This window comes from Paenibacillus sp. PL91, assembly GCF_012935325.2.
Taxonomy (GTDB): Bacteria; Bacillota; Bacilli; order Paenibacillales; family Paenibacillaceae; genus Pristimantibacillus.
The window spans coordinates 43964-66453 of sequence record NZ_JABBYG020000024.1 but is presented as its reverse complement, the minus strand read 5'-3'; the positions used below and the strand labels follow the sequence as shown (position 1 = coordinate 66453).

General features: G+C 46.5%; 30 protein-coding genes and 1 pseudogene. 20 read left to right on the top strand and 11 right to left on the bottom strand.

Features of this window, described 5'->3' with window-relative positions:
- Positions 1-19: 19 nt before the first annotated feature.
- From HI950_RS31385 to HI950_RS31365, 5 genes are all read left to right on the top strand, one after another.
- Positions 20-514 carry a DinB family protein gene (locus HI950_RS31385; RefSeq protein ID WP_169090393.1) on the top strand — a complete coding sequence of 165 codons (495 nt, stop codon included), beginning with the start codon at positions 20-22 and terminating at the stop codon, positions 512-514.
- 44 nt (positions 515-558) lie between these two features.
- The gene (locus HI950_RS31380) at positions 559-1095 is read left to right on the top strand and encodes a GNAT family N-acetyltransferase (protein ID WP_169090426.1); all 537 of its coding nucleotides are present in this window, start codon (positions 559-561) and stop codon (positions 1093-1095) included.
- Between the two features lie 81 nt (positions 1096-1176).
- Positions 1177-2505 carry an LLM class flavin-dependent oxidoreductase gene (locus tag HI950_RS31375; RefSeq protein WP_169090391.1) on the top strand — a complete coding sequence of 443 codons (1329 nt, stop codon included), beginning with the start codon at positions 1177-1179 and terminating at the stop codon, positions 2503-2505.
- A gap of 133 nt (positions 2506-2638) precedes the next feature.
- Entirely contained in the window at positions 2639-2854 is a 216-nt protein-coding gene (locus HI950_RS31370) for a helix-turn-helix domain-containing protein (protein ID WP_169090389.1), read from the top strand.
- 92 nt (positions 2855-2946) lie between these two features.
- A complete protein-coding gene (locus HI950_RS31365; RefSeq protein WP_169090387.1) occupies positions 2947-3234 on the top strand; it encodes a 4a-hydroxytetrahydrobiopterin dehydratase in 288 nt (95 codons plus the stop codon).
- Positions 3235-3310: 76 nt separating this feature from the next.
- Here HI950_RS31365 and HI950_RS36215 read toward each other — a convergent pair whose 3' ends face one another.
- The 6 genes from HI950_RS36215 to HI950_RS31340 form a co-directional block, all read right to left on the bottom strand.
- Positions 3311-3445, bottom strand: coding sequence for a DUF6254 family protein (locus tag HI950_RS36215; RefSeq protein ID WP_223285630.1), 135 nt, complete (start codon positions 3443-3445; stop codon positions 3311-3313).
- 118 nt (positions 3446-3563) lie between these two features.
- Complete coding sequence (locus tag HI950_RS31360; RefSeq protein WP_169090385.1) at positions 3564-4418, bottom strand: SDR family oxidoreductase; 855 nt, start codon at positions 4416-4418, stop codon at positions 3564-3566.
- Positions 4415-5506: a mannonate dehydratase gene (gene uxuA / locus HI950_RS31355; protein WP_169090383.1), complete on the bottom strand. Its 1092-nt coding sequence runs from the start codon at positions 5504-5506 to the stop codon at positions 4415-4417. Before uxuA ends, HI950_RS31360 begins: the two co-directional genes overlap by 4 nt.
- A gap of 20 nt (positions 5507-5526) precedes the next feature.
- Positions 5527-6204, bottom strand: coding sequence for a GntR family transcriptional regulator (locus tag HI950_RS31350; protein ID WP_169090381.1), 678 nt, complete (start codon positions 6202-6204; stop codon positions 5527-5529).
- Between the two features lie 147 nt (positions 6205-6351).
- On the bottom strand, positions 6352-6510 hold the full coding sequence (locus tag HI950_RS31345) for a hypothetical protein (protein ID WP_169090379.1): 159 nt from the start codon (positions 6508-6510) through the stop codon (positions 6352-6354).
- Between the two features lie 112 nt (positions 6511-6622).
- On the bottom strand, positions 6623-7504 hold the full coding sequence (locus HI950_RS31340) for an alpha/beta fold hydrolase (RefSeq protein ID WP_169090377.1): 882 nt from the start codon (positions 7502-7504) through the stop codon (positions 6623-6625).
- A gap of 216 nt (positions 7505-7720) precedes the next feature.
- On the opposite strand from HI950_RS31340, the gene HI950_RS31335 reads away from it, so the two are divergent.
- The 11 genes from HI950_RS31335 (at position 7721) to HI950_RS31285 (ending at position 14885) form a co-directional block, all read left to right on the top strand.
- Entirely contained in the window at positions 7721-7885 is a 165-nt protein-coding gene (locus HI950_RS31335) for a DUF1328 domain-containing protein (protein ID WP_065385664.1), read from the top strand.
- A 58-nt stretch (positions 7886-7943) separates the two neighbouring features.
- Positions 7944-8342, top strand: coding sequence for a YflT domain-containing protein (locus HI950_RS31330; protein WP_169090375.1), 399 nt, complete (start codon positions 7944-7946; stop codon positions 8340-8342).
- Positions 8343-8494: 152 nt separating this feature from the next.
- Positions 8495-9631, top strand: a complete 1137-nt coding sequence (locus HI950_RS31325; protein ID WP_169090373.1) for a SpoIIE family protein phosphatase — start codon at positions 8495-8497, stop codon at positions 9629-9631.
- Between the two features lie 136 nt (positions 9632-9767).
- Positions 9768-10400 carry a hypothetical protein gene (locus tag HI950_RS31320; RefSeq protein ID WP_169090371.1) on the top strand — a complete coding sequence of 211 codons (633 nt, stop codon included), beginning with the start codon at positions 9768-9770 and terminating at the stop codon, positions 10398-10400.
- 76 nt (positions 10401-10476) lie between these two features.
- On the top strand, positions 10477-10809 hold the full coding sequence (locus HI950_RS31315; protein ID WP_169090368.1) for an STAS domain-containing protein: 333 nt from the start codon (positions 10477-10479) through the stop codon (positions 10807-10809).
- Positions 10806-11243, top strand: coding sequence for an anti-sigma B factor RsbW (rsbW, locus tag HI950_RS31310; protein WP_169090366.1), 438 nt, complete (start codon positions 10806-10808; stop codon positions 11241-11243). The genes HI950_RS31315 and rsbW (HI950_RS31310) overlap by 4 nt, the downstream gene beginning before the upstream one ends.
- A gap of 170 nt (positions 11244-11413) precedes the next feature.
- On the top strand, positions 11414-11815 hold the full coding sequence (locus HI950_RS31305; protein WP_169090364.1) for a GntR family transcriptional regulator: 402 nt from the start codon (positions 11414-11416) through the stop codon (positions 11813-11815).
- A complete protein-coding gene (locus tag HI950_RS31300) occupies positions 11808-12497 on the top strand; it encodes an ATP-binding cassette domain-containing protein (RefSeq protein ID WP_169090362.1) in 690 nt (229 codons plus the stop codon). The genes HI950_RS31305 and HI950_RS31300 overlap by 8 nt, the downstream gene beginning before the upstream one ends.
- The gene (locus tag HI950_RS31295) at positions 12494-13333 is read left to right on the top strand and encodes a hypothetical protein (RefSeq protein ID WP_169090360.1); all 840 of its coding nucleotides are present in this window, start codon (positions 12494-12496) and stop codon (positions 13331-13333) included. Before HI950_RS31300 ends, HI950_RS31295 begins: the two co-directional genes overlap by 4 nt.
- An 11-nt stretch (positions 13334-13344) precedes the next feature.
- Positions 13345-14592, top strand: a complete 1248-nt coding sequence (locus HI950_RS31290) for a hypothetical protein (RefSeq protein WP_169090358.1) — start codon at positions 13345-13347, stop codon at positions 14590-14592.
- A 17-nt stretch (positions 14593-14609) separates the two neighbouring features.
- Positions 14610-14885, top strand: a complete 276-nt coding sequence (locus HI950_RS31285; RefSeq protein WP_169090356.1) for a hypothetical protein — start codon at positions 14610-14612, stop codon at positions 14883-14885.
- Positions 14886-14938: 53 nt separating this feature from the next.
- Here HI950_RS31285 and HI950_RS31280 read toward each other — a convergent pair whose 3' ends face one another.
- Both HI950_RS31280 and HI950_RS31275 read right to left on the bottom strand, forming a co-directional pair.
- The gene (locus tag HI950_RS31280) at positions 14939-15808 is read right to left on the bottom strand and encodes a CheR family methyltransferase (RefSeq protein ID WP_223285629.1); all 870 of its coding nucleotides are present in this window, start codon (positions 15806-15808) and stop codon (positions 14939-14941) included.
- Complete coding sequence (locus tag HI950_RS31275; RefSeq protein WP_169090354.1) at positions 15805-18561, bottom strand: response regulator; 2757 nt, start codon at positions 18559-18561, stop codon at positions 15805-15807. The genes HI950_RS31280 and HI950_RS31275 overlap by 4 nt, the downstream gene beginning before the upstream one ends.
- Positions 18562-18725: 164 nt before the next feature.
- Here HI950_RS31275 and HI950_RS31270 point away from each other — a divergent pair, with 164 nt between their 5' ends.
- From HI950_RS31270 to HI950_RS31260, 3 genes are read left to right on the top strand one after another with little or no spacing between them, the layout of a single operon-like run.
- Positions 18726-19160 carry a DUF948 domain-containing protein gene (locus HI950_RS31270; protein WP_169090352.1) on the top strand — a complete coding sequence of 145 codons (435 nt, stop codon included), beginning with the start codon at positions 18726-18728 and terminating at the stop codon, positions 19158-19160.
- Positions 19161-19198: 38 nt separating this feature from the next.
- Complete coding sequence (rsbW, locus tag HI950_RS31265; RefSeq protein ID WP_169090350.1) at positions 19199-19639, top strand: anti-sigma B factor RsbW; 441 nt, start codon at positions 19199-19201, stop codon at positions 19637-19639.
- On the top strand, positions 19636-20418 hold the full coding sequence (locus HI950_RS31260; protein WP_169090348.1) for a sigma-70 family RNA polymerase sigma factor: 783 nt from the start codon (positions 19636-19638) through the stop codon (positions 20416-20418). The genes rsbW (HI950_RS31265) and HI950_RS31260 overlap by 4 nt, the downstream gene beginning before the upstream one ends.
- A gap of 74 nt (positions 20419-20492) precedes the next feature.
- Here the strand turns inward: HI950_RS31260 and HI950_RS31255 are convergent, their stop codons facing one another.
- Both HI950_RS31255 and HI950_RS31250 read right to left on the bottom strand, forming a co-directional pair.
- The gene (locus tag HI950_RS31255) at positions 20493-20633 is read right to left on the bottom strand and encodes a hypothetical protein (RefSeq protein ID WP_169090347.1); all 141 of its coding nucleotides are present in this window, start codon (positions 20631-20633) and stop codon (positions 20493-20495) included.
- Between the two features lie 7 nt (positions 20634-20640).
- On the bottom strand, positions 20641-20997 hold the full coding sequence (locus HI950_RS31250) for a YtxH domain-containing protein (protein ID WP_169090346.1): 357 nt from the start codon (positions 20995-20997) through the stop codon (positions 20641-20643).
- 262 nt (positions 20998-21259) lie between these two features.
- Here HI950_RS31250 and HI950_RS31245 point away from each other — a divergent pair, with 262 nt between their 5' ends.
- Positions 21260-22138 (top strand): NAD-dependent epimerase/dehydratase family protein, encoded by an 879-nt coding sequence (locus HI950_RS31245; protein ID WP_169090344.1) that lies wholly within the window; start codon positions 21260-21262, stop codon positions 22136-22138.
- Positions 22139-22199: 61 nt separating this feature from the next.
- Here the strand turns inward: HI950_RS31245 and HI950_RS36210 are convergent.
- A pseudogene (locus tag HI950_RS36210) lies at positions 22200-22373 on the bottom strand (DUF2500 domain-containing protein); the annotation flags it as partial.
- Positions 22374-22490: the final 117 nt, after the last annotated feature.

Genomic DNA, 22490 nt, shown 5'->3' with positions numbered 1-22490 from the left:
TTTACAAGGAGGAGCTTACATGAGCCAGTCAACTGTCGATGTTCAAGCCTATTTGCAGGCGTATGATGAAATTGAGCAAGAAATCAAAGGATTGTCGGAGGAACAGCTGAAGTGGAAGGCTGCGCCAGCGTCTTGGAGCATAACAGAGGTGCTCACCCATCTTGTTGATCACAGTATCATCGTTTCGTTCCGAATCCGCGAGATTTTGTCTGGCTCTGAAGCAAGGCTGCCAGCTTTTAACCAGGATGCTTGGGTGTCCGGCCAGAAGGCAAACGAGGGAGATGTGAAGGAGATCCTGACTGCTGCTCGCTCTTTCGTTCACTATAACAGCCTGCTCTTTAATCGTTTGACAGAGGAAGAATGGAACAAGACCGGCATCAACTTTAAAGGCGAGCCGGTATCGATTGCTGCGATCGTGCCTGCTTTTGTTAAACACGTCGGGGGCCACTTAGCGCAAATTCGTCGGATCAAGCAAGGAGAGACACAATCGCAGGGCTCCAGCTGCACCATTTAACGAGCTAAGGTTTCATTATTAAATTTGTGGAGAGCGGGTGGAGGATCATGTCAGCTAAAGCAATAATTATTCGTCATGCCGTGCTGTCGGACCGCGATGCAACCCTGGACGTGCTGCTCGATGCGTATGGCCAATATGAGCTAGTGCTGCCGGAGCCGCGCTGGATTGAGTATAAGGAGAGCATTGTAGCATCCGTTGATGAATCGGCTACGAAGGCGCGCTTGGTTGCGGAGCTGGATGGCGAGGTTGTTGGAAGTGTATTCTTATTCGATTCCTCAGACGCTGCCTATGGACGTCCTGAGCTTCATATTCATACCCCGATTATTCGCCTGCTCGCCGTATCGCAGAAAGCGCGCGGCTACGGCGTCGCAACGGAGCTTATACGCGCCAGCGCTCAGCTTGCACGGGACTCAGGCGCAGAGACGCTGCATCTCCATACTTCCGATATGATGGATTCAGCCGTAAGGCTGTATGAGCGGCTTGGCTTTGAGCGAGCATACGACAAAGATATTATGAACGGCGAAACGCTCGTCAAGAGCTATGTGCTTCAATTAAAGAAGGCAGCTTTATTGCAGGTGTAGTTGATTCGGATTGCATATAGAGACATCACGATTGCGGACTAATTCAAATATATTCATAAGAGATTGAGGAGGCTGTTTAAAATGGCGAATCGCAAGCAAATAAAGTTTGGCGCATTGATTCATGGTGTTGGAGGCAACGTGTCGGCATGGCGGCATCCAGAGGTTCCGGCTGACGCAAGCGTAAACTTTCAATTTTATAAGCAGCAGGCACAGACGGCCGAAGCGGGCAAGTTCGACCTCGTCTTTATCGCTGACGGCTTGTACATTAACGAGAAATCAATCCCGCATTTCTTAAATCGCTTTGAGCCGATTACGATATTGTCCGCACTTGCGGCTGCCACTTCAAAAATCGGGCTTGTTGGCACGCTTTCAAGCTCATACAGCGAGCCATTTACGGTGGCTAGGCAGTTTGGCTCGCTAGACCATATTAGCGGCGGCCGTGCAGGCTGGAATGTGGTCACTTCACCGCTAGAGGGCTCCGCGAGCAACTTTAGCAAAACCAATCACCCGACGCATGACGAGCGTTACAAAATCGCAGAAGAATACTTGGAAGTGACGCGCGGACTATGGGATTCATGGGAAGACGATGCTTTTGTAAGAGATAAAGAGTCTGGCGTGTTCTTCGATCCGACTAAGCTTCACCGTTTGGATCATAAGGGAGAGTATTTTTCCGTACAAGGTCCGCTTAATATTGCCCGCTCGAAGCAAGGGCATCCGGTTATTTTCCAAGCTGGCTCCTCCGAGAGCGGCAAGAAGCTGGCAGGCAAGGCAGCGGATGCAGTATTCACGGGCCATGAGAGCATTGAGGAGGCAAAAGCCTTCTATAAGGATGTAAAAGACCGTACGGTAGCTGAAGGCCGATCGGAAGATGATATTGTCATTCTTCCAGGAATCAGCCCAATTGTTGGACGAACGGAGGAAGAGGCTGAGCGCAAGTATCAAGAGCTGGCTGGGCTGGTTACGATCGAGAACGCTTTGAACTATTTGGGACGTTTCTTCGAGCATCATGATTTCTCTCAATATCCGCTTGATGAACAGTTCCCTGACCTCGGCGATCTGGGTCAAAACAGCTTCCGCAGCGGCACGGACAAAATCAAGAAAGCGGCGAAGGAGCAAAATCTGACGCTTCGTCAGGTTGCGCTGCAATCCGCAACGCCGCGCGGCCTGTTCGTAGGTACGCCGGAGAAGGTTGCCGATCTCATTCAGCAGTGGCATGAGGAAGGCGCAGCAGACGGGTTCATTATTCATTCCTCCATTCCTAGCGGTCTGAAAGATTTTGTTGAACTCGTTGTCCCGATTCTTCAGGAGCGCGGCATTTACCGAACGGAATACGAGTCCGATACCCTTCGCGGCAACCTAGGCTTGAAGGTACCGGTTAATCGCTATACCAAAGAGAAAGTGAACAGCTAAAGAGGTGAATACAGCTCCGATTTATGCGCTGGATACTCGCTTAAGGTAAACTGCATAGTAGCAGTCCGTACTAGAGATACAGCTGTTTGGTTAAACTGGTGTTGTACGTTCCATTAATGGAGGTAACAGCACGATGAAAATAGAGCTTGGCCCTTGCCTGCTCGAGCAGCGCTTGGCCGAGCGCGGCATGTCGAAGGAGAGGCTTGCGGCAGAGCTGCGCATTAGACCCGAACGGATAGTCGATTATATCGACAATAAACGAATAATGCCGCTCAAGGCAGCGATCGCAATTGCAGACATTGTAGAGTGCAATGTACGCGACCTCTATGAGCTGCGGCGATTGACGTGAAGAAGGAGTCCATGCAGCGTAAACACTGTCTGGGCTCTTTCCTTGTAGGTTAGACTGGCAACGTAGTATGATGGGGCAAAGGAGTGGAGCAAATGAAGCTTATAGAGGCGGAAATCGAGAAGCGCTTGGCAGCTAGCGAAGGCTGGAAGCGAGAAGACGGCAAGTGGATCGCCAAAAAATATCGATTCCTTACTTTTATCGGAGCGATCCAATTTGTGAACCAGGTAGCTGAGGCCTCGGAGCGACTTAATCACCATCCTTTCATATCCATCGACTATAAAATGGTTACCCTTCGTATGACGACATGGCATGATGGCGGACTAACCGAGCTGGATTTTACGGCGGCGGCAGCATTTGACGGGGTATACGTTCGTGAATAAATGCTTGAAAAACCTCCGCTCCAAGGCTTCGCTTGGGACGGAGGTTTTGTTTATCGAACGGAGCTGCGGTTATTGCTTATGAATCTTGCTTGGCTTTGGCGTTGTCGTCTTCTTGGCTTAGCTCTTCAAGCGACTTCACTTTGCCATGCGGATGCTGCGTATGCTTACGCTGGTTCCATGCATTTTCACGGCGGCCTTTGGATGATGTCATAGCAATTCCCCCTCCTTTCCTCCTGTAGGGTGGCATATTATGGCCCATCTCATACGGAGGATTAATCGAGTTCGAGGAGCAAAGAGGGACGGCATCAATCGCAAGGTTGCGCTGCGGGTTAAACGCCTGAATAGGCTAAAAATCCGCCATCAACAGGTATGGTCGTACCGGTAACGAAGCCGGCAGTCGTCTCGTCAGCGAGCCATAATAAGGCGCCTAGCAGATCTTCCGGCTTGCCAAAGCGCCTCATCGGCGTATGGGAGATGATTTTGCCCGACCGCTCCGTAAAGGAGCCGTCATCGTGGAGCAGCAGCTTGCGGTTCTGCTCCGTTAAGAAGAAGCCGGGGGCAATCGCGTTCACTCGGATTCCCGACTCCGCTAGGTGAACCGCCAGCCACTGGGTGAAGTTGACGATGGCAGCTTTGGCCGCGCTGTAGGCAGGAACCTTCGTCATCGGCGACGGCGCGCTCATCGACGAAATATTGATAATGGTTGCGCCTTGCCGCCCCAGCATTTGCTCAGCAAATATTTGCGTCGGGATAAGCGTGCCGACAAAGTTGAGATCCATGACGCCGCGGAAGCCCTCCACGCTTAAGTTGAATAACGTCGTCATATTCTCCGCATTCAGATGCTCCGGCTTAAACGTTTCGTTCGTTGTATTCGCGCTCGGATGGTTCCCGCCAGCGCCATTAATCAAAATATCGCATGGCCCCAGCTGCTCATGCACGGAAGCGCCGGCTGTTCTAGTACTCTCTGGGCTGGTCACATCGCAAGCAACGGCAATCGCGGTACCGCCTGCAGCATTAATTTCTTCGGCTACAGCCGCTCCCTTCTCTAGGGTACGATTGAGTATTGCTATTTTCGCGCCCTGGCGCGCAAGCTCAAGCGCCATGACACGGCACAGCACGCCTGCGCCGCCGGTAATGACTGCGACTTTGCCGCTGAGCGATTCATGCTTGGGAAGCATATTCATATGGTTGCCACCTGCTCTCTAGTTGAAGCAGCGGCAAGCTCATAAGCATCCCAAAGTCCCCATAAATACATAATGCCGAGCGCGCGGTCATATAAGCCATAGCCAGGTCTGCACTGCTCATCCCAAATATGGCGGCCGTGATCGGGTCTTGCGTAGCCGGTAAATCCAATTTCATGATACGCGCGCACGATTCCAGCGATATCGACTGTGCCGTCCTGCGTGCGATGGGAGGTTTCGATGAAATCTCCATTATCGTAAACGCGAACGTTGCGGATATGCGCGAACGGAATGCGGTCCGCAAACTCATGGATCATCGCAATGATATCGTTGCTTGGATTCGCGCCAAGCGAGCCGCTGCACAGCGTAATGCCGTTATAAGGGCTGTCATACAGCTTCAAAAACGTTCGAAAGTTATCCTGACAGGTCATAATGCGCGGCAATCCGAATACTGGCCATGGCGGATCATCCGGGTGAATAGCCATTCGGATGCCGCAGCGGGCTGCAACCGGTATGATCTCATTCAGAAAATATCGGAGATTTTCCCATAGATGCTCCTCTGTTACACCTTGATAAGCTTCAAACAGCTGAGTCAAATGCTGAAGCCGCTCCGGCTCCCAGCCAGGCATCGTCAATGCAGAGTTGGCATTGATTTCTTCAACCAATTGGAACGGATCGGCGCCTGCAATCCGGTTGTTTTCATAAAATAAAGCCGTAGCTCCGCTATCCATCCTCTTGTGCAGGTCGGTTCGCAGCCAGTCGAAAATCGGCATGAAATTGTAGCAGATCACTTTGACGCCGACGCTGCCCAGCTTCTCGATTGTTTTCTTATAATTCTCTATGTATAGATCGCGAGTGGGGAGACCCAGCTTAATATCCTCATGTACGTTAACGCTCTCAACCACGTCAATATGCAGGCCAGCTTGCTCCGCTTGCCGCTTAACCCCCAAAATCCGCTCCATTGGCCATTCCTCGCCTGCCGCCATATCGTGAAGCGACCAGACGATGCCGTCTGTGCCTGGAATTTGTTTAATATAGCTAAGCGGGACCGTATCGTTTCCTTCGCCAAACCATCTGAACGTCATCTGCATGCCAATCGATCCTCCCAATGTCATTTATAATAATTCGGGTACTTCTCCTTCAGCAAAGCTTGATCGGCAATATTCAGAGAAAGATGCTCCTTCATTACCCGCTCGGCGGCTGTGCCGTCCTTTGCCTTTATCGCGTCTGCCATGACGCGATGCTGCTCATAGAGATGCGCATAATTATGATCATCGACCAGCCTCAGCATGCGGCTGCGATTCAAGTGGGCATTCATTTGCTGCATAATCGACCAAGTATGGCTCTTGCTGGCGCCATCGAACAAAATACGGTGGAAAGCATCATCAAGCTCCAGCATGCTTTTATCGTCCTCCAGTCGAACACATTCCTCTTGGCGGCGAAGGTTCTCTTCGAGTTGCAGAAGGAATGGTTCCGGAAAATGGTCGCAAGCGAGCAGAATGACGGCTTTCTCCAGCTGCTCCCGCATAAATCTCGCTTCTTCCACCAGCATCGTATCAATTAAGGAAACGAATGTGCCGCGCTGCGGAAGCACTTGGACGAGTCCCTCTTGCGCAAGGCGGAGGAAGCTTTCTCTAACGGGCGTGCGGCTGACCTTGAACAAGAGAGCGGTTTCATTTTCCGACAAAGGCGTTCCGGGCGGAAGCTCAAGCTTCAATATTTGTTCCTTTAGCTGCATATAGACCGCATCTCTGGTGGAGAAGGGCTGCGGACGTATTTGATAATCCATAGGCTCATCCCTTTCGGTTTCACACTACCATACTACCATACAAGTTGATGGGTGTGAAGCTGAAAAACGCCAGAAGGGCTGTCCCAAAAAGTAGATAATCTACTTTCTGAGACAGCCCTTGCTTATTATTATCATCGTTATTTAGCGCTAATCGGCATTGTTCCAAGTTGTTTCATTACCGCTAACAGGACAAGCAGGGAATTTTTCTCCCTTTTGCAGCTTATCTTTCTTGCCTGATTCTGAAATGTAGTTGCCATCATGCTTAACAATTTCTCCCGTTCGATAAGAAGTATTCGTACTACTCATAGTAACTAGCACCTCCAGTTATTTTATGACAGATGATAGGGGTTATCTGCCTATTCTTATTTACCCAATCGGTTTAGCTTTGAATCATTTATTTGAAAAATGGCGGCTAAACTCAATGTGGAGAGGGCAATTCGGTTTTTCCCTCGGTTCTCGTTTTCTCACGCTCCAAGAGCGTTTTAAGATACGTTGACATGACCCGGGCAAGTTGATCGGATACCTCTACAAGACTCATATGCGCCACGTCCTCGAACGTTGTTTCAAGGATATGAGGATATTTGTAGGTCGTTTCAGACTGTTCCAGACTCGTAACCGTGAAGGTGTCATCAGGTTTAATGACGGCATCTTCTGCACCGGCGACAAGCAGGACGGGATACTTGGCCTTGGCGAGCACATGGCTGCGGTCAGGGCGCTGCATCATGCCTAAAAGCGTGGAGATCACGGCATGTGCTTCCATTTGTTGACCGACTCCGATCAGCTCATTGACCTCATCGCGCATTTCACCGAGCTTCGCATCGGAAAACAAGTCGGGAATGATGCTGTAAAGGTATTTGCTAATGCCTTTTTCGCGAATGGCTTCAATATCTGCTGCTCGTTTTTCCTTAACCGCATCTGTATCCGGCAGCACCGTAGAATGAATGAGTGCGAAGCCAGCCAGCTTTTCTGGATATTTTTCCGCGAAAGCAGCCGTTACGTAGCCGCCTAAGGAATGGCCGAACATGACGACCTTCTCGATTCGCAGTGCTTGGAGAAGCGCTGCGATATCCTCAGCCATCGCTTCCATTGTATAGGTCCCCTCAGGTGACGATGATTCGCCATGACCGCGAAGATCCGGGATGATGACGCGATACTGATCGCTCAGCATCGGACATATTTTTTGCCAGTATAAGGATGAGCCGCAAAAGCCGTGGAGTAATACGATTGCATTTCCATTACTATTTCCACATTCTTCATAGACTAAATCGATGCCATTAACGTGTATACGCTGTTTTTTCATCGATCTCACCAGCCTTTTCTATTATCGATTTGTTTGGTGTATTCTCTTAACCGCAACAAACGCTTCTGAAACATATAAAAACTATACTTTCTATTTCTTCATTAATAGCGTCGTTTTGATGCTAAAAACCTTAAAATACGCTGTTTCAAAGGGCGCGGGGCTGGTTAATAACATGACAAGTTCAACAAAAACAGTTTCGAAGGAAGGGTGATTCCAATGTTAGGATGGGCATTATTATTTTTCATCTTTGCAATCGTCGCAGGTATATTCGGCTTCTTAGGAATTGCTTCCGCATTAGCTGGGATAGCAAAAATACTATTCGTCGTATTCGTAGTTCTCTTTATCGTATCTCTCATTGTAGGACGAAGACGGGTTAGTTAACCTCGTTCAAAGGAAGCAGAACAATACCAAATAAAAATGAATAGTAGGAGGAATTACAATGAATAATCTAACAAGTACTAAGGTGCACACGGTCAATAATGCTGTCGAGGTTCAAGAGCAGGTGTACAAGTTCCAAACGGAAGGTTATGCGAAGGACAAAATTTTCGTGCTGACGCATGATAAGGATCGGACGAAACGGATCGTCGAAAACACGGATGCTGAGAATATCGGCATTGCCGAGGAGGGCCTCGGAACCGCAATCGCTAACATATTCCGCTCGAACGGAGATGAGCTGCGGGCTAAGATGAGATCGCTCGGTATTTCTGAACAGGACTCACAGCGTCTGGAGCGCGAGATGGATCAGGATAAAATTTTGGTCATCGCTTGGGGCGGCGAGGAGTATACGGGCGAAGATTTTGACCCTGCCGTTTATTACTACCCGCACTACGTCGTTTAAGCGAGCGATAGCTCCTATGATTGTAACGAAGCGAACAAAGGCCTATCCGGGAGGATAGGTCTTTGTTCAAATAGAAGCTTTAAAAGTTGACTCTCTGTATCTTTAGGCTCAAAATATGAAGAATAGATACTGGAGTAAAAGGGAGCTTGCATATGAGTATTATAATCGTGGATGATAATGCTACGAATCAGATTATTATTAAAGCCATTTTAAATAAAGCGGGCTATAAGGATTTGAAAGTCGCGTCATCGGCTATGGAGCTTTACGCACTCATGGACATTGATACCGAAACAGAGGCTAAAACGAATGTAGATCTGATCTTGATGGATATGATGATGCCTGAGATCGATGGCTTAGAGGCGTGCAAAAGAGTTTTACAGGTGGAGCGCTATAAGGATGTTCCGATTATTTTTGTTACGGCGCTTGGAGATTCGAATAAAATGGCGGAGGCGCTTGATGCTGGCGCCAGTGATTATGTGATGAAGCCTATCAATAAGATGGAGCTGCTGGCAAGGATAAGATCTGCATTAAGGCTAAAGAAGGAGATTGATTGGCATAAAGAAAGGGACAAGCAGGTGAACTTTAAGCTGGAGCTTGCCAAAAAAGTGCAAAGAAACGTATTAAGCCAGCCGATAAATGATGAGAAAGTTGGCATAAGCGCGATTTATCAGCCGTCAACGGAGCTTGCCGGCGATTTTTACGCCTGGTATCGCATTGACGAAAACCGATATGGCGTTATTTTACTCGATATGATGGGCCATGGCATTGCATCTTCGCTCGTTTGCATGTATATATCCTCGGTGCTCAAGGATACTATTACACGTATAACGGAGCCTGATCTGGTCATGCACGAGCTGAACCGGTATATGAACCAGCTATATAAGAAGGAAGAGCTGCTTAACTACTATTTTACCGCTATTTATTTAGTGCTCGATACAGCTAAGCGGACGATCGATTACGTAAATGCCGGACATCCTCCAGGCAAGCTGCTGATCGGTGATCAGGAGATGCTTCTGACGGAGGGCTGCTGTGCGATTGGATTGTTTCCAAGCATAGACATCCAAAAAGGAAGCCTAGCCTACAAAGATCAAATGAAGCTTGTCCTCTATACAGATGGTTTAAGCGAATCCTTGGGCGATAATGAAGAGGCTAAGCTGGATAAATTGGTGAATCAGTTAATTGAAACAGAAGCCGATGAGCATGCGGCGATCGTTAGCGATTTTATCGCGGAGCTTGACAATGAAACCCAGAAGGATGATATTTGCTTGGTTATGATCGCTACGAAGTAAGGCTTCGGGCATTAACTGCAGAAAATGATATTTTCATAAAATAAATCGCTTGTTCCTGTTTCAAGGCTTCGGATATGGTTTATATATACGTATAGCAACAAGATGAAGAACAATCCCGCAAAAGGAGGGAGATCATATGAAGAATATTATTATTATCGGCTGCTTGATCGGAGGCATATTCGCCTTTTCGAGTGATTACGGAAAGGTTACGAATACCTATTCCTTATCAACGAGCGCAAGCAAGGTGATGGCTGAGGCATCTGCTGAAGCAGCCGATGAAATGATGAATGCTTCTATGCCTCCCTCAACCGTAACGAAAGTTACCTATGCATCAAATGAAGCCGAAGCCGGAGCTGAAGCTAATAATCCAGAGGCGACGAAACAGCTTTTTACGCTTCAAGCGGTCAACGGCATCACTCTTTATGATGATCCCAGCAGTGTTGTGAAGAAGCTTGGCAAGCCTAAAAGTATTTCGGAAGATCCGCATTTAAAGGAATTGAAGATTTACGAATACCCGAATATGAATGTGGTATTCAGTGAGGGAATGGTTAATTTCGTGGAAATAACGGAGGGCTCCAAAACGTTGCTGATTGATGGCGTGGAGATTCCAGCAACGATTGAAGCGATTAAAGAAGCGCTGGGAGAGCCCGATTATGTGACGGAGGACGGTATTGCATTCGAGCGAAATGAAGCGATTTTAAAGGTATTTGTCGATTCGGATACACAAAAGCTAACGTCCATTCATTACTTCTACAGCTTTTCGATGTAAGAGGTGCTTGTCACCTTGTACAATGGGAACGATATTTGCTACTATTTATTAAACAAACGCGAGCGGAGTGAATAGAATGAAAGCTGAGCAATTTGAAGTTGTGCAGAAGGAAACGAAGGATCAATATATCCTTCATGTAAACGGAGAACTGGATTTATCGGTCGTACCGCAGCTTCGATCCGCTTTGGAGCTGGTCATGAACAAAACTGATAAAGCATTGGTGCTTAATCTTAAGCAATTAAAATATATCGACAGTACCGGAATCGGCATCATCGTTTCGGTGCTTAAATTACGTGACGAGCTGAACGCGCCGTTTTTTGTACGCGATATTCCGGCTTCGATTAGACGTCTATTTGATTTGACGGGCATCTCCAGATATTTAATAGAAGGGACAGAGGCCCAAGCATGAATGCCATTCGATTACAAATACCGGCCCATGCAGACTATATCGATATGGTCAGAATCTGTCTATTTGGAATCGCTTCGAAGATGAGCTACGCCTATGAGGAAATCGAGGATATGAAGGTAGCCGTTTCTGAAGCATGCAATAACGCAGTTATCCATGGCGATCAGTGGACCGATGAGGGTATCATCGACGTTACTTTTGAGCATGACGATACGGTACTAACGATAAAAGTAAAGAACAACGGCTCAGCCTTCCTAGTGCCTGACGCGCTTGATAAGGCTGCGCCTTTGCCTGAGGCAGACGTTAGCGGGCTCCGTGTTGGCGGTCTGGGCATCTATTTAATGCAGGCGCTGATGGACGAGGTAGAGGTTAACGCTTCAGAAAGTGGAACGGAAGTTGTTCTGACGAAATATTTGAATGCAGCTGAAGAGCACTAGGAGTTACGGCTGCAACATGCAATAAAAGAAGAGGAAACGACGCCAGCCGTCATTTCCTCTTCTTTTTTGTCATCCAACATTTGACATACAAGTGTATTACGTGCATAATACGCCTATGAAGTGTATTATGCGCGTAATACACACGCTTGTTAAGAATGAGAGGTAACGCGATGAACATAAACGACGGGTGGACGGAAATTCTGTTCAATACGAGGGACCCTGTATATTTGCAAGTCGTTAGGCATTTCAAAGAACGAATCGCAACGGGCCGGCTTGCTGCGGGTCAGGTGATTCCCTCTAGAAGGGAACTGGGCAGCCTAATGAAAATTAATCCGAACACGGTACAGAAAGCGTATAAGGAAATGGAGGAGCAGCAATTGATTATTACGGAAGGCAACTCTCCCAGCACAATTACGACGGAAACAGAGCTGCTCAAGCAAATAAGGTCGGAACTAATTGGCGAGGCGGTTATTTCCTTTGTGGCGTCCATCCGAAAAATTGATGTTCCAATCGACGAACTGCTGCAGCTGGTTAAAACCAAATATGAGGAAGGAGGGCCAGATCATGATTGAGGTCAAAGATATCCGCAAGCGGTATCGCCGCCGCAACGTGCTGAACGGCGTATCCTTCACTGCGAATAAGGAAGAAATCACTTGTCTGATCGGTGTGAATGGAGCAGGCAAGTCGACGATATTGAAAGCGATCATGGGACTGACTCCGATATCGGGCGGCACTATCCGAATTGATGGGCAATCGCTAAGTCCAAGCCTCTATGAGAAAATAACCTTCGTTCCTGACCATCTGACGATGCTTCCCGGCATGAAGCTATCCGAAGCACACCGGTTTATGGCAGACTTCTATGATAGCTGGAATAAGGAACGAGCAGACGAGCTCATGCAATTTTTTCGGCTCGAATACTCGGAAAGAATCGGCAACTTATCGAAGGGAACCGCTGCTAAATTCAATCTGCTGCTCGGTCTCGGACAAGATTCTGATTATATATTAATGGACGAACCGTTTTCCGGGATCGACTTATTCAGCCGCGAAGCGATAACGGAAGTATTTACGAGCGATTTGATCGAGGACCGGGGGGTGCTGCTCACGACGCATGAAATCGGAGAAATGGAGCATTTGATCGATAAAGCCGTTTTATTGCAGGACGGCAAGGTTAGCCGCTCGTTCAACTGCGAAGAAATGCGAAGCGAGGAAGGCAAATCCGTCATTGATGTCATGAGAGAGGTGTACAGGGCATGAACCGATATTTGAAGCTAGTCCATATGGAAGTGCATCGCTTTCGCTGGGTGCTTGCCGTCTTAATGGGAATCACGGCTATCTCTCAGATTAGTGCTCTAATCTGGACACTTACTAAAGAACTGTCTCGACGGAAAGAAGAGCTGCCGCTGAATATGGGAGACAGCTATCTAGCTCCGGCACCAGATCAACTTACTTTCGAGTGGGCGGTGTTTAATACGCAGATGTGGTTTATTTTGCCCATACTCGCATGTATAGGTGTACTTGCCTTATATGTTTTCTTCATCTGGTACCGCGAGTGGTTTGGGCGTCATACGTTTATTTATCGCTTGCTCGTACTGCCAACAGCAAGGCGCAACATTTATTTAGCAAAGGTATCCGCATTTCTCCTATTCGTTTTCGGCTTTGTTTCCTTTCAATTGGCGCTGCTGCCTGTCGAGAAAATGATATTCAAACTTGTTGTTCCTGCGGATCAGAGAGCAGACTCTCATATCGTGGACGCTATAAGCCGCAATCAAGCGCTAGTTGAGCTTATACCAAGGCAGTTTGAACAGTTTCTCTACTATTACGGAATAGGCACGATTGCGGTATTAGCGATCTTTACTGCTATATTGCTGGAAAGAAGCTATCGCCGTATGGGGATTTTGTATGGCGTGCTGTATTTGGCGGGCTGCGTGTCAGCTGTTATGCTTCCATTCTTTTTTCTTGGAGTAGATAACAATTTCATGTATGTCTATTCAAATGAAATGTTCGTCATTGAGCTAGCCATGTGCGTTCTTGTGCTCAGCCTATCGGTGTGGCTTGGAATGAGGCTGCTTGCCAAAAAGATTACGGTGTAAGGAGAATGCAAATGAGGCGTTATTGGTTATCCATCATTATTGTTGTGCTCGCAATTAGCGGGATTGGCACTTATTATTCGTTCGGCAGACTGAACCATTTGCCCGAGTACAGGCTCGAAACGATTCAAGGAGATTCTAAAGAAGGCGCAGCTGTCCAATTATTAGGTGGTTATCGCGGGGACATGAATTACGAATACTTAGAAGTAAATACAAGGGGCAGTGAATATGGCGGCTTGAATAAAAACCTTCGAGTAGAATTTTCTAAATTCGGTCCAGAATTGTACAGACAAGCTGATTTCCAGCAGCTATTAATCGATCATAAGTCGTTTATGCGGGGGAAGAACAATGAAAACGGCTTTTATCGTGATGAGGAGTGGGTGATCTATTCAGATGTATCTTTAAATATTAAGAAGTCAGAAGCTCCAGTAGCTGTATTGCAGCTCAATCTTCTCCATGAAGCAACAGATAAGATTACTGCATTTAAACAAACTTTCGAGCTGCCTGAACCGTTAAACAACTTATATATTGAAGATGTACAGCGCCTGAACGACAGGATCTATATTCTGGTTAACAAATACTATAATAGCAGTAAACCGAAACCAAGAGAATATGAAGTATTTGAATTGGACCTCGCTAACGGGAAGCTGCTAGGAAATGAGAAAATTGATATTGAGGGCAGCGACAAACCAGACATTCAACTGCAGCTTGCAGACATAACAACAGATGTGTCTTCCGCTCCCACCGAAACGATCTTCTTTATCGCAAGTGAAATGAAGGTCAACAAGAATGGAGAAGAAGAAGATATTTTTTCCGATAAGCTAAGTGAGAAGTATTATTCTTTTTCGTATCGTACGGGCTTGATGAGTGAATTGCCCGAAATGATTTCACAATCGAATGGTGATACGAAAAAGTCGCGAAGCCTGCAAGTTGATTATTTATATTTTGCGGAATACGATCCTGAGCATCTTACCTTAAAGCGTTATAACCCTCAGACTAAGAAATATGAAAACGCGTATGCAACGGTATCGGCTGAGCAGCTAGGCGTGGACGAGATTAAAAAGGTGCAGTTTGGATTAAACCGTTTGTACATTCTATTTAATCAAGCGGGCGTTCCTGGAACAGCCGTAATTGATATTTCAAACGGGAAGCTGCTGTTTACAGGTCGTGCAGCCGTAGTTGGTGACAAAGAGTATGAGAAGAAGGAGATAAACAATCTCCTTTTAACAAATATGAAGATCAACGAAACGATAAAAAACTGATTTGATGAGGAATACTTATGAACGTTATGAGCGCAGCATTACTAAGGGATCACAAGCTTCAACGATTAAGAGGACTTGAGCAGTTCGCCTATCAGGTTGCCCATTTCATCCTGCAAGATGAGGTTCTCGCTGCTGAGGCGGCAAAAGCGGCATTGTTGGAATTAAGCCGGATGGAGAAGCCGTTAGCGGGTTCAGAGGAAGACCTTCGCAGCCATGCGAAAAAGGTGACGATGAACGCCTCGATCAAGATAGCCCGCACGGCTTCTATTGCTAACCAAACAGCGGCATTATAACAATAAGAGCCAGATTCCTTGGGAGAGGAATCTGGCTCTATTTTTTATTAAAATTAACTGCTCATCTTGCGGAAAATGCGCTCTGGCGCATTAAAATCCTCGTATTTGTTCTTATGAGACGTTAAGAGCGATTCCATATTGCCTAAGGCCAGAAAGCCTTCCAAAGCAAGGCTTTCAAAAAACAGCTGATGCACATGGTTTTGCAGGTCAGAGTCAAAATAGATGAGAACGTTTCGGCATAAAATGACGTGAAATTCATTAAATGAACGATCCGTTGCCAGATTATGCTGCGCAAACATCATGTTTTCTTTGATATAAGAATGGAACGTGGCATGCTCATGATTGGCTGTATAGTAGGAGGAGAACTCCTTGGTTCCGCCAGCCCGCAAATAATTTTTTGTAAAGGACTGCATGCGCTTAAGCGAAAATTTACCTACTTTTGCGCTTTCGATTACATGCTCATTCATATCCGTTGCATAGATCTTTGCTTTATCCAGCAGCCCTTCCTCATGCAGCAGGATGGCCATGGAGTAAACCTCTTCCCCAGTCGCGCAGCCTGCATGCCATATCCGAATTTCGGGAAGCTCCCGAAGCAGCGGAATAACGTCTTTGCGGAAGGATGCAAAAAAACTGGGATCACGAAACATTTCGGTTACTTTTATCGAGAAGTCATTCAACAGCTTATCGATAAATTTTGGCTCATGAAGCACCTTCTCAAGAAGAGATGTTATCGTCGGCAAGCCTTCAAGATTGATCCGATGATAAATACGCCGACGCAGCGATGAGCGCAAGTAGTTTCGAAAATCGAAACCGTAGATGCTGTAAATGCCTTCGAGCAGCAAATTGATTTCTATGCGCTCCAGCTCGTCCTGCGTGATCGAATCCTCATTAATGAAGTCATCCTCATTCCAATCCTTGCTCAATTACCCACCTGCTTTGTAAGCCATACCCGCATAAGCGAGAATAACTGCTCCATATTGAGAGGCTTGCTAATATAATCGGAGGCGCCGGCCTCCAAGCATTTATCGCGGTCACTCTTCATCGCCTTGGCTGTCAACGCAATGATAGGCGTATCCTGCATTGCGGGAACAAGACGCAGCGCTTTCATCGTTTCAAAACCGTCCATAATGGGCATCATAATGTCCATGAGCACCAGGTCGAAGTCGGTATTTTTGTTGATAATGTCCATACATTGTTTGCCGTTGCTTGCCACTGTCACTTTAATTTTCTTATTCTCCAGCGATTTGACCAGGGCGAATACGTTGCGGGAATCATCCTCTACGAGCAGTACATTTTTCCCTTCAAAAAGCGAGCTCTCATTGTCCATTAACTCGGTATCCGTCTGTTCGATCATGTCTGGTGCTTGAGCGACGACCGAAGGTTCAAGCTCAGAGGCTGCTGCTATTTCCTGATGGTAGGAGACGAGCTGCTCTTTTTCCATATTCGGCAAGCTTGGCACAAAGAGTGTGAAAGTGCTGCCCATGTCCGGCTGGCTCTCCAATATAATACGTCCGCCTAGCAGTCTGCTGAATTCATTGCAGATCGATAATCCAAGGCCAGTACCGCCATATTGGCGATTCGTTTCGCCGTCAACCTGCTGGAACGCTTCAAAGATTAGCTGCTGCTTGTTCAGCGGAATGCCAATGCCCGTATCGGTTACCGATATAGCTAATACCTCTTTGTCGGCATGGGCAGGAAGATGCTGCTTCACGCTGTTCGGATCGGCGATTTGAATATTTAAGGAAACGCTCCCTTGCTCGGTAAATTTAAAAGCATTGGACAATAAATTTTTCAAAATTTGCTGCAGTCTCTGTCCGTCTGTATAGAGTACAGGCGGGACGTTTTCATCCACGTTGATCCGGAAAGCAATTTCTTTCGTTTCAGCTACAGGGTTAAAGAGAAGCTTCATATGCTCTGGAATCTCACTTACGTTTACTTCATCCATGATCAAAATGATCTTTCCGGCTTCGATTTTGGATAAATCGAGAATGTCATCAATAAGCGCAAGCAGATCATTGCCGGATGTATGGATGACTTTAGCATACCCTTCTTCCTCTGTATTCAACGTTCTATTCTCATTTTCAGCCAGAAGCTGAGACAAAATTAATATACTGTTGAGCGGAGTACGAAGCTCATGCGACATATTGGCGAGGAAGTTGGATTTGTATTGCGAGCTTTTCTTAAGCTGCTCGGAATACGATTCGAGCTCTTCCTTCGCTTTTTCCAATTCCTTCGTCTTCTGCTCGGCGAACAGGTTTTGCTCCTCTAGATGCTCGGTGGTCATGCGCATTTCTTCTTGCTGCATCTGCAGCTCCTCCGACTGCGTCTGAAGCTCCTCGGTTTGAGTCTGAAGCTCCTCCGTCAAAACTTGCGATTCGCTGAGCAGCCGCTCGACCTCCATACGCCCTGCGACATTATTGATCGCAACGCCAAATGAGCTTTCAATCTGCTCCAACAGCTTCAAATGCTGTGAAGTGAACGATTCAACAGATGCGAATTCAACGACAGCGGCTACCTTTCCTTCAAATTCGATCGGTACGATTAGAATGCTCTTCGGCTGCACGGATACAAGACCAGACGTAATGCTGATAGGATGGTCAGGAGCTGAGTTGAGCAGGAAATTGCGATTCTCTTGCGCTGCTTGGCCGATGAGGCCTTCGCCCATACGGAAGCTGACATGTCCGGCCCTCTCGCCTGTTACAGCATAGGAAGCGATTTTGAGCAGCTTCTGCTGATCGCCGTTTCCTTGCTTAATATAAAATAATCCATAGGTTGCATTAAGCATGGGAGCAATCTTTGATAGAAAGGAATCCGCTAACGTCGTCATATCGTTAATTCCCTGATTCATGGTTGCTACCTCTGCGACCTTCGTTTGAATCCAATTTTGATCGTTTAAATTGTCGAGCAGCGCATTGGTTGCATGAGCAAGATCCCTGATCTCATCTCGCGTGTTTACTTTAATCCGTGTGGAGAGATCTCCTCCGGAAGCAGCGATATCGGTTATCGTTTTGACGACATCTTTAATCGTTCTGACAATTGTCCCAGATACAAAAGATACGATTAAGAGAGCGACAACGGAAACGACCAGCAGCATGCTATACAGGCTGATAATGAGCATATCGTTCCGGTTTTCGAGCTGCATAATATGATTTTTTGTTGATAATATTTCCTTTTGGCGCATGGTTTCTAACTGCGTTCGAAGGTTTTCAATATCTTTTTTTCCTTTGTCTTCATTAAAAAAATCGATGATCCCTTGCGTGTTGTTCGCCTTGCGCAGCGCGACCGTAGGATCGCCGGCCACCTTGATCCAATTTTGAATGGTTAGCTTGATTTCCTCAAGGTTTTTGCGTGTAGTCGGGTCATCGGATAGGTATTGGTACAAGGCATTGTAGTTGGCCTCCCATTCCGCTTTTGCTTCAATATAGGGATCTAAATACGACTCATTGCCGGTAATGACAAATCCTCGCTGGCTAGACTCCATGCTCACGGCGTTATAGCGAATGGTCGTAATCAAATTATGGACTTCGATGTCACGACTTGTAATCGTCTCAATTTCACTTTGCAAGGATGATATTCTATCGCTTACTACAATAATGGAAGCTCCCAGACAGCAAATAATAAGAAAATAGCCGATTAAAATTTTCGAGCGAATGTTTAATCGTAAATTACTAAACATGATAAGCTCCTTTGTATTCAATATCGATATAATAGAATCTTTCTATTATATCATGAATAGATCAATTGACAATTTTCTTCCTGCTATTAGCAATGGATGTTTGCCAGTTGTTTCAAATAAGGCAATAGCGGGTAACTTATGAAAAAAAGAAAGTGGTGACGACGATGGATATGTTATTGCAAATCAGTATTGCTGTTATAGCAATTGCGTTTCTTGTTCTCTTGTATTCGCTCATTCAAACATTGAAAACTTTGCGCGGCACGTTGGAGGAGATGCGGGTAACGGTCGGTTCATTGCGAACAGAGGTGACGCAAATCAGCGTTGAAGTAAAAGAGGCCGTTCATAATACGAATGCGATGACGCTTGATGTAAGGTCGAAGCTTAGCTCGTTAGACGTGCTTTTTGCTTCCGTTAACGATCTTGGCCATGCGCTGCATTCGTTTACCGGAGCAGCCAAAGAGTCAGCAGCGAGCGTGGTAGCCTCAATAAAAGGCGAGGGCAAGAAGGCAAAGCCGGCAGGAGAGCCAGGATTAATTAGTACCGTTTATGATGGTGTTATATCCACGATAAGAGTTTGGAATAAAGTCAAAAACATATGAGCAATAATAGGAACTTACAAGAGAGGACAGAAGAAACTATGAACTCATTCATTCGGTTGACGATTCCTGCGAGGGCGGAATATATTGATATTGTTAGATTGACATTGTTTGGCATTGCGAACAAAGCAGGTTTCTCGTATGAGGAAATTGAAGATATGAAGGTAGCGGTTACGGAAGCCTGTACGAACGTGGTGCTTCATGCTTATAGCAATGCACAGCCAGGCGTAGTAGACATCACCTTTGAAATTGAGCAAGAAGGGCTATCCATCCGGATTAAGGATGAGGGCGAAAGCTTCAAATACGAGCCTGCGATAAGCAAGTCCGTCTCCCTCCACGGCAAGGAGTTGAAAGAAGCGACCGCGGGCGGACTTGGCCTTTTTATGATGCATGCGTTAATGGATAAGGTGGAGGTTTTTTCCGAAAGAGGTACAGAGGTGATTCTCACCAAGTTATTTGGTAGGAAAGAGGAGATGGCATGAGCGTGAATTCATCCTGCCTGGATCCAAAAGAAACGATAGAAAAAATGAAAATATATCAGGAAACGAATTGCAATGATACCGCGACGGTATTGCTGCAGCATTTTGAACCGATCGTGAAGATGGCAGCCGCCAAAATGTCCCGCAGTCGACCTGACCTCTATGAGGATCTGTATCAGGTGGGACAGCTTTCCATGCTTCGCTTGTTCAAGCAGTATGACAGCTCGCGGGAAATTCCATTTGAAGGCTACGCGATGAAGAGCATCATCGGCCACCTGAAAAACTACTTGCGCGATAAATCATGGTATATTCAAGTGCCAAGACGAATTAAAGAGAAGGGCCTGCTCATCCAGCAGGCAATCGATCATTTGACGGTGGAGCTTGGGCATTCGCCAAAAATGGAGGAAATTGCAGCCCATCTTGGTCTCTCTGTAGAGGAAACGATCGAGGTGCTGTCCTGCCGCGAATCCTATCATTATGTATCGCTCGATACGCCTTTATCTAGTGAAGGGGATAGCGCTGCCACGATCGGCGATCTTATCGGCACAGACAAGGACGATTATCAGAATGTTGATAATCGTTTGGACCTGGAGGAGGCGCTGGATCAGCTGAAGGCGGAGGAGAAAAAAGTGCTTCTGCTCGCTTATCACAGTGGCAAATCGCAGCGGGATATCGCTGAGGAGCTAGGCGTATCGCAGATGAGTGTGTCTCGCATTCAGAAGCGGGCGATTGAGAAGCTCAAGCTATTGCTCGTGGATCAGCGTGCGGATTATATCCTTTAACCTTTTATATAACATCAAAAAAACCCCTTTCCATATCGAGTATGGAAAGGGGTTTTTTGATTGTTATTGTTTTTTTATTGAGCGGGGTCTGGAATCAGACCCCGCTCAATAACCTCAGCGTTGGTTTCCATCTGCTCCATGTCCTCGCCCAGCTTGATCATTTCTTCCTCAGTCGGGGCCATGGAGTTTGTCGTTTCTTCAAGTTCGGTCTTCATCGCAGCATTACCTCCCTGAGGTTGCAAGACCATCCTTGACGTCCTCCTTAGTGGAGGAAAAGGAATCCATGATCGTTTGGTTTGATTTTTTGGCATGGTCGACCAGATCGCCGGCTTCCTCTTTGATGTTGCTGGCTAGGTCCTTTGTGTTCTGCCCGACAGTAGTGGCGAGCTCTTTCGTATTTTGTCCCACCGCAGTGGCGATGTCCTTTGTTTTCTCGCTGATCGACTTGAACTTGTTCGAGAGATCCTCCCGAAGGTTTGCGCCTGTTTTTGGTGCAAACAATAGAGCCGAAATGGCACCGATGGCACCTCCTACAATTGCGCCTAACAATACGCCGTTACTAGAGTTTTCTCGTGACATTTGTCATCTCTCCTCGTTTGGTATTTGTTGATCATGTGGACCAACGGTTGTTCAATTTCTTAGTTATATATAAACGTATACCGCTTTTTTGAAACAAATAATGAAGTAAATAATTTACATTTAACGATTATTGTGCTTCGCTGCGGATGAAATCTCAAGTTTTCAGGAGGGAGTGAGTAGAGCCATTCTGACAGTAAAAATATGGTACAATATAGCTTGATATTTATATTATTTAGCAAATTTTTTTCTGGAGGTGCTGACCGTGAGAAAAATACTAATTTTGGGCGGGACAAGATTTTTCGGGAAAAAGCTGGTTGAACTTCTGATAGAGGAACAAAACGATATAACAATTGCTACGAGGGGGAAGACAGCTGATTCGTTTGGCCATTCGGTAAAGCGGCTTCAGTTGGATCGAACCGATACTGCTGCGCTCAGCGAGGCGCTTGGTTCCAATGCGTTTGATGTGGTGTACGACAACATTTGCTACAACCCGCAGGAAGCGGAGGATGCAGTGAAGCTGTTTACGGGCCGAACAGGCAAATATATCGTAACTTCATCGCTCAGCGTCTATCCGTTCGGAGAACCCTGTAAGGTAGAAGGGGAGTTTGACCCTTACCGCTATCCTTTACCAGAGGTGCATGCAACTCAAGTAGATTACGCGGAGGGAAAAAGGCTGGTCGAAGCCGTTTTCTTTCAAAAAGCTGCATTTCCGGGAGCAGCTGTACGTTTTCCGATCGTATTAGGGCATGACGACTATACGCGGCGTTTACATTTTCACGTTGAGCATATTTTGCAAGGGCTGCCTATCGGCATCCCGAACCTAAATGCCAAAATGTCATTTATCCACTCTGATGAAGCGGCCTCCTTTCTAGCTTGGCTAGGGCATTCGAATTTGGTTGGACCGGTCAACGCTTGTTCTCATGGACAATTAACGATTAGGGAACTGATATCGCTCATCACGCAAACGACAGGCAAGAAGGCGAATATTGTAACGGAAAGTGAAGAAGCGCATAGCTCGCCATTCGGTGTCCCTGATTCATGGTATATGGATACAACAAAGGCTGAAGCAGCGGGCTTTGCGTTCAAGCAGCTTAGCGAGTGGATGCCGAATTTGATTAAAGAGATCGCTATTAAGCTATGACTATTAAAAGCATAAAGAACAGGAAAGAGCATGCTGAGCTTCAGCATGCTCTTTCCCGTTCTTAACGCATCGGCTCGCTTTGATCGCGCTCGAAGGCGATGATCCATTCCCTTTGCGTGGCTGCATAGCCGGTATCGCCTTCGACGACCAAGCCGTATATGTTTTTGACGTTCCAATATTCCTTGCGTGTCCCGTTATCGAATTCCAGGGTGATATAGTAGTAGTCAGCTTGAGATCATTTTTTATGAAACAAACCCTTTAAATATAGAACAATATATGTTATGTTATTTAACATAAGATTAAAATTAACGATTATCGTTCAGATACACGATTATATTGTGAGGAAATGTTC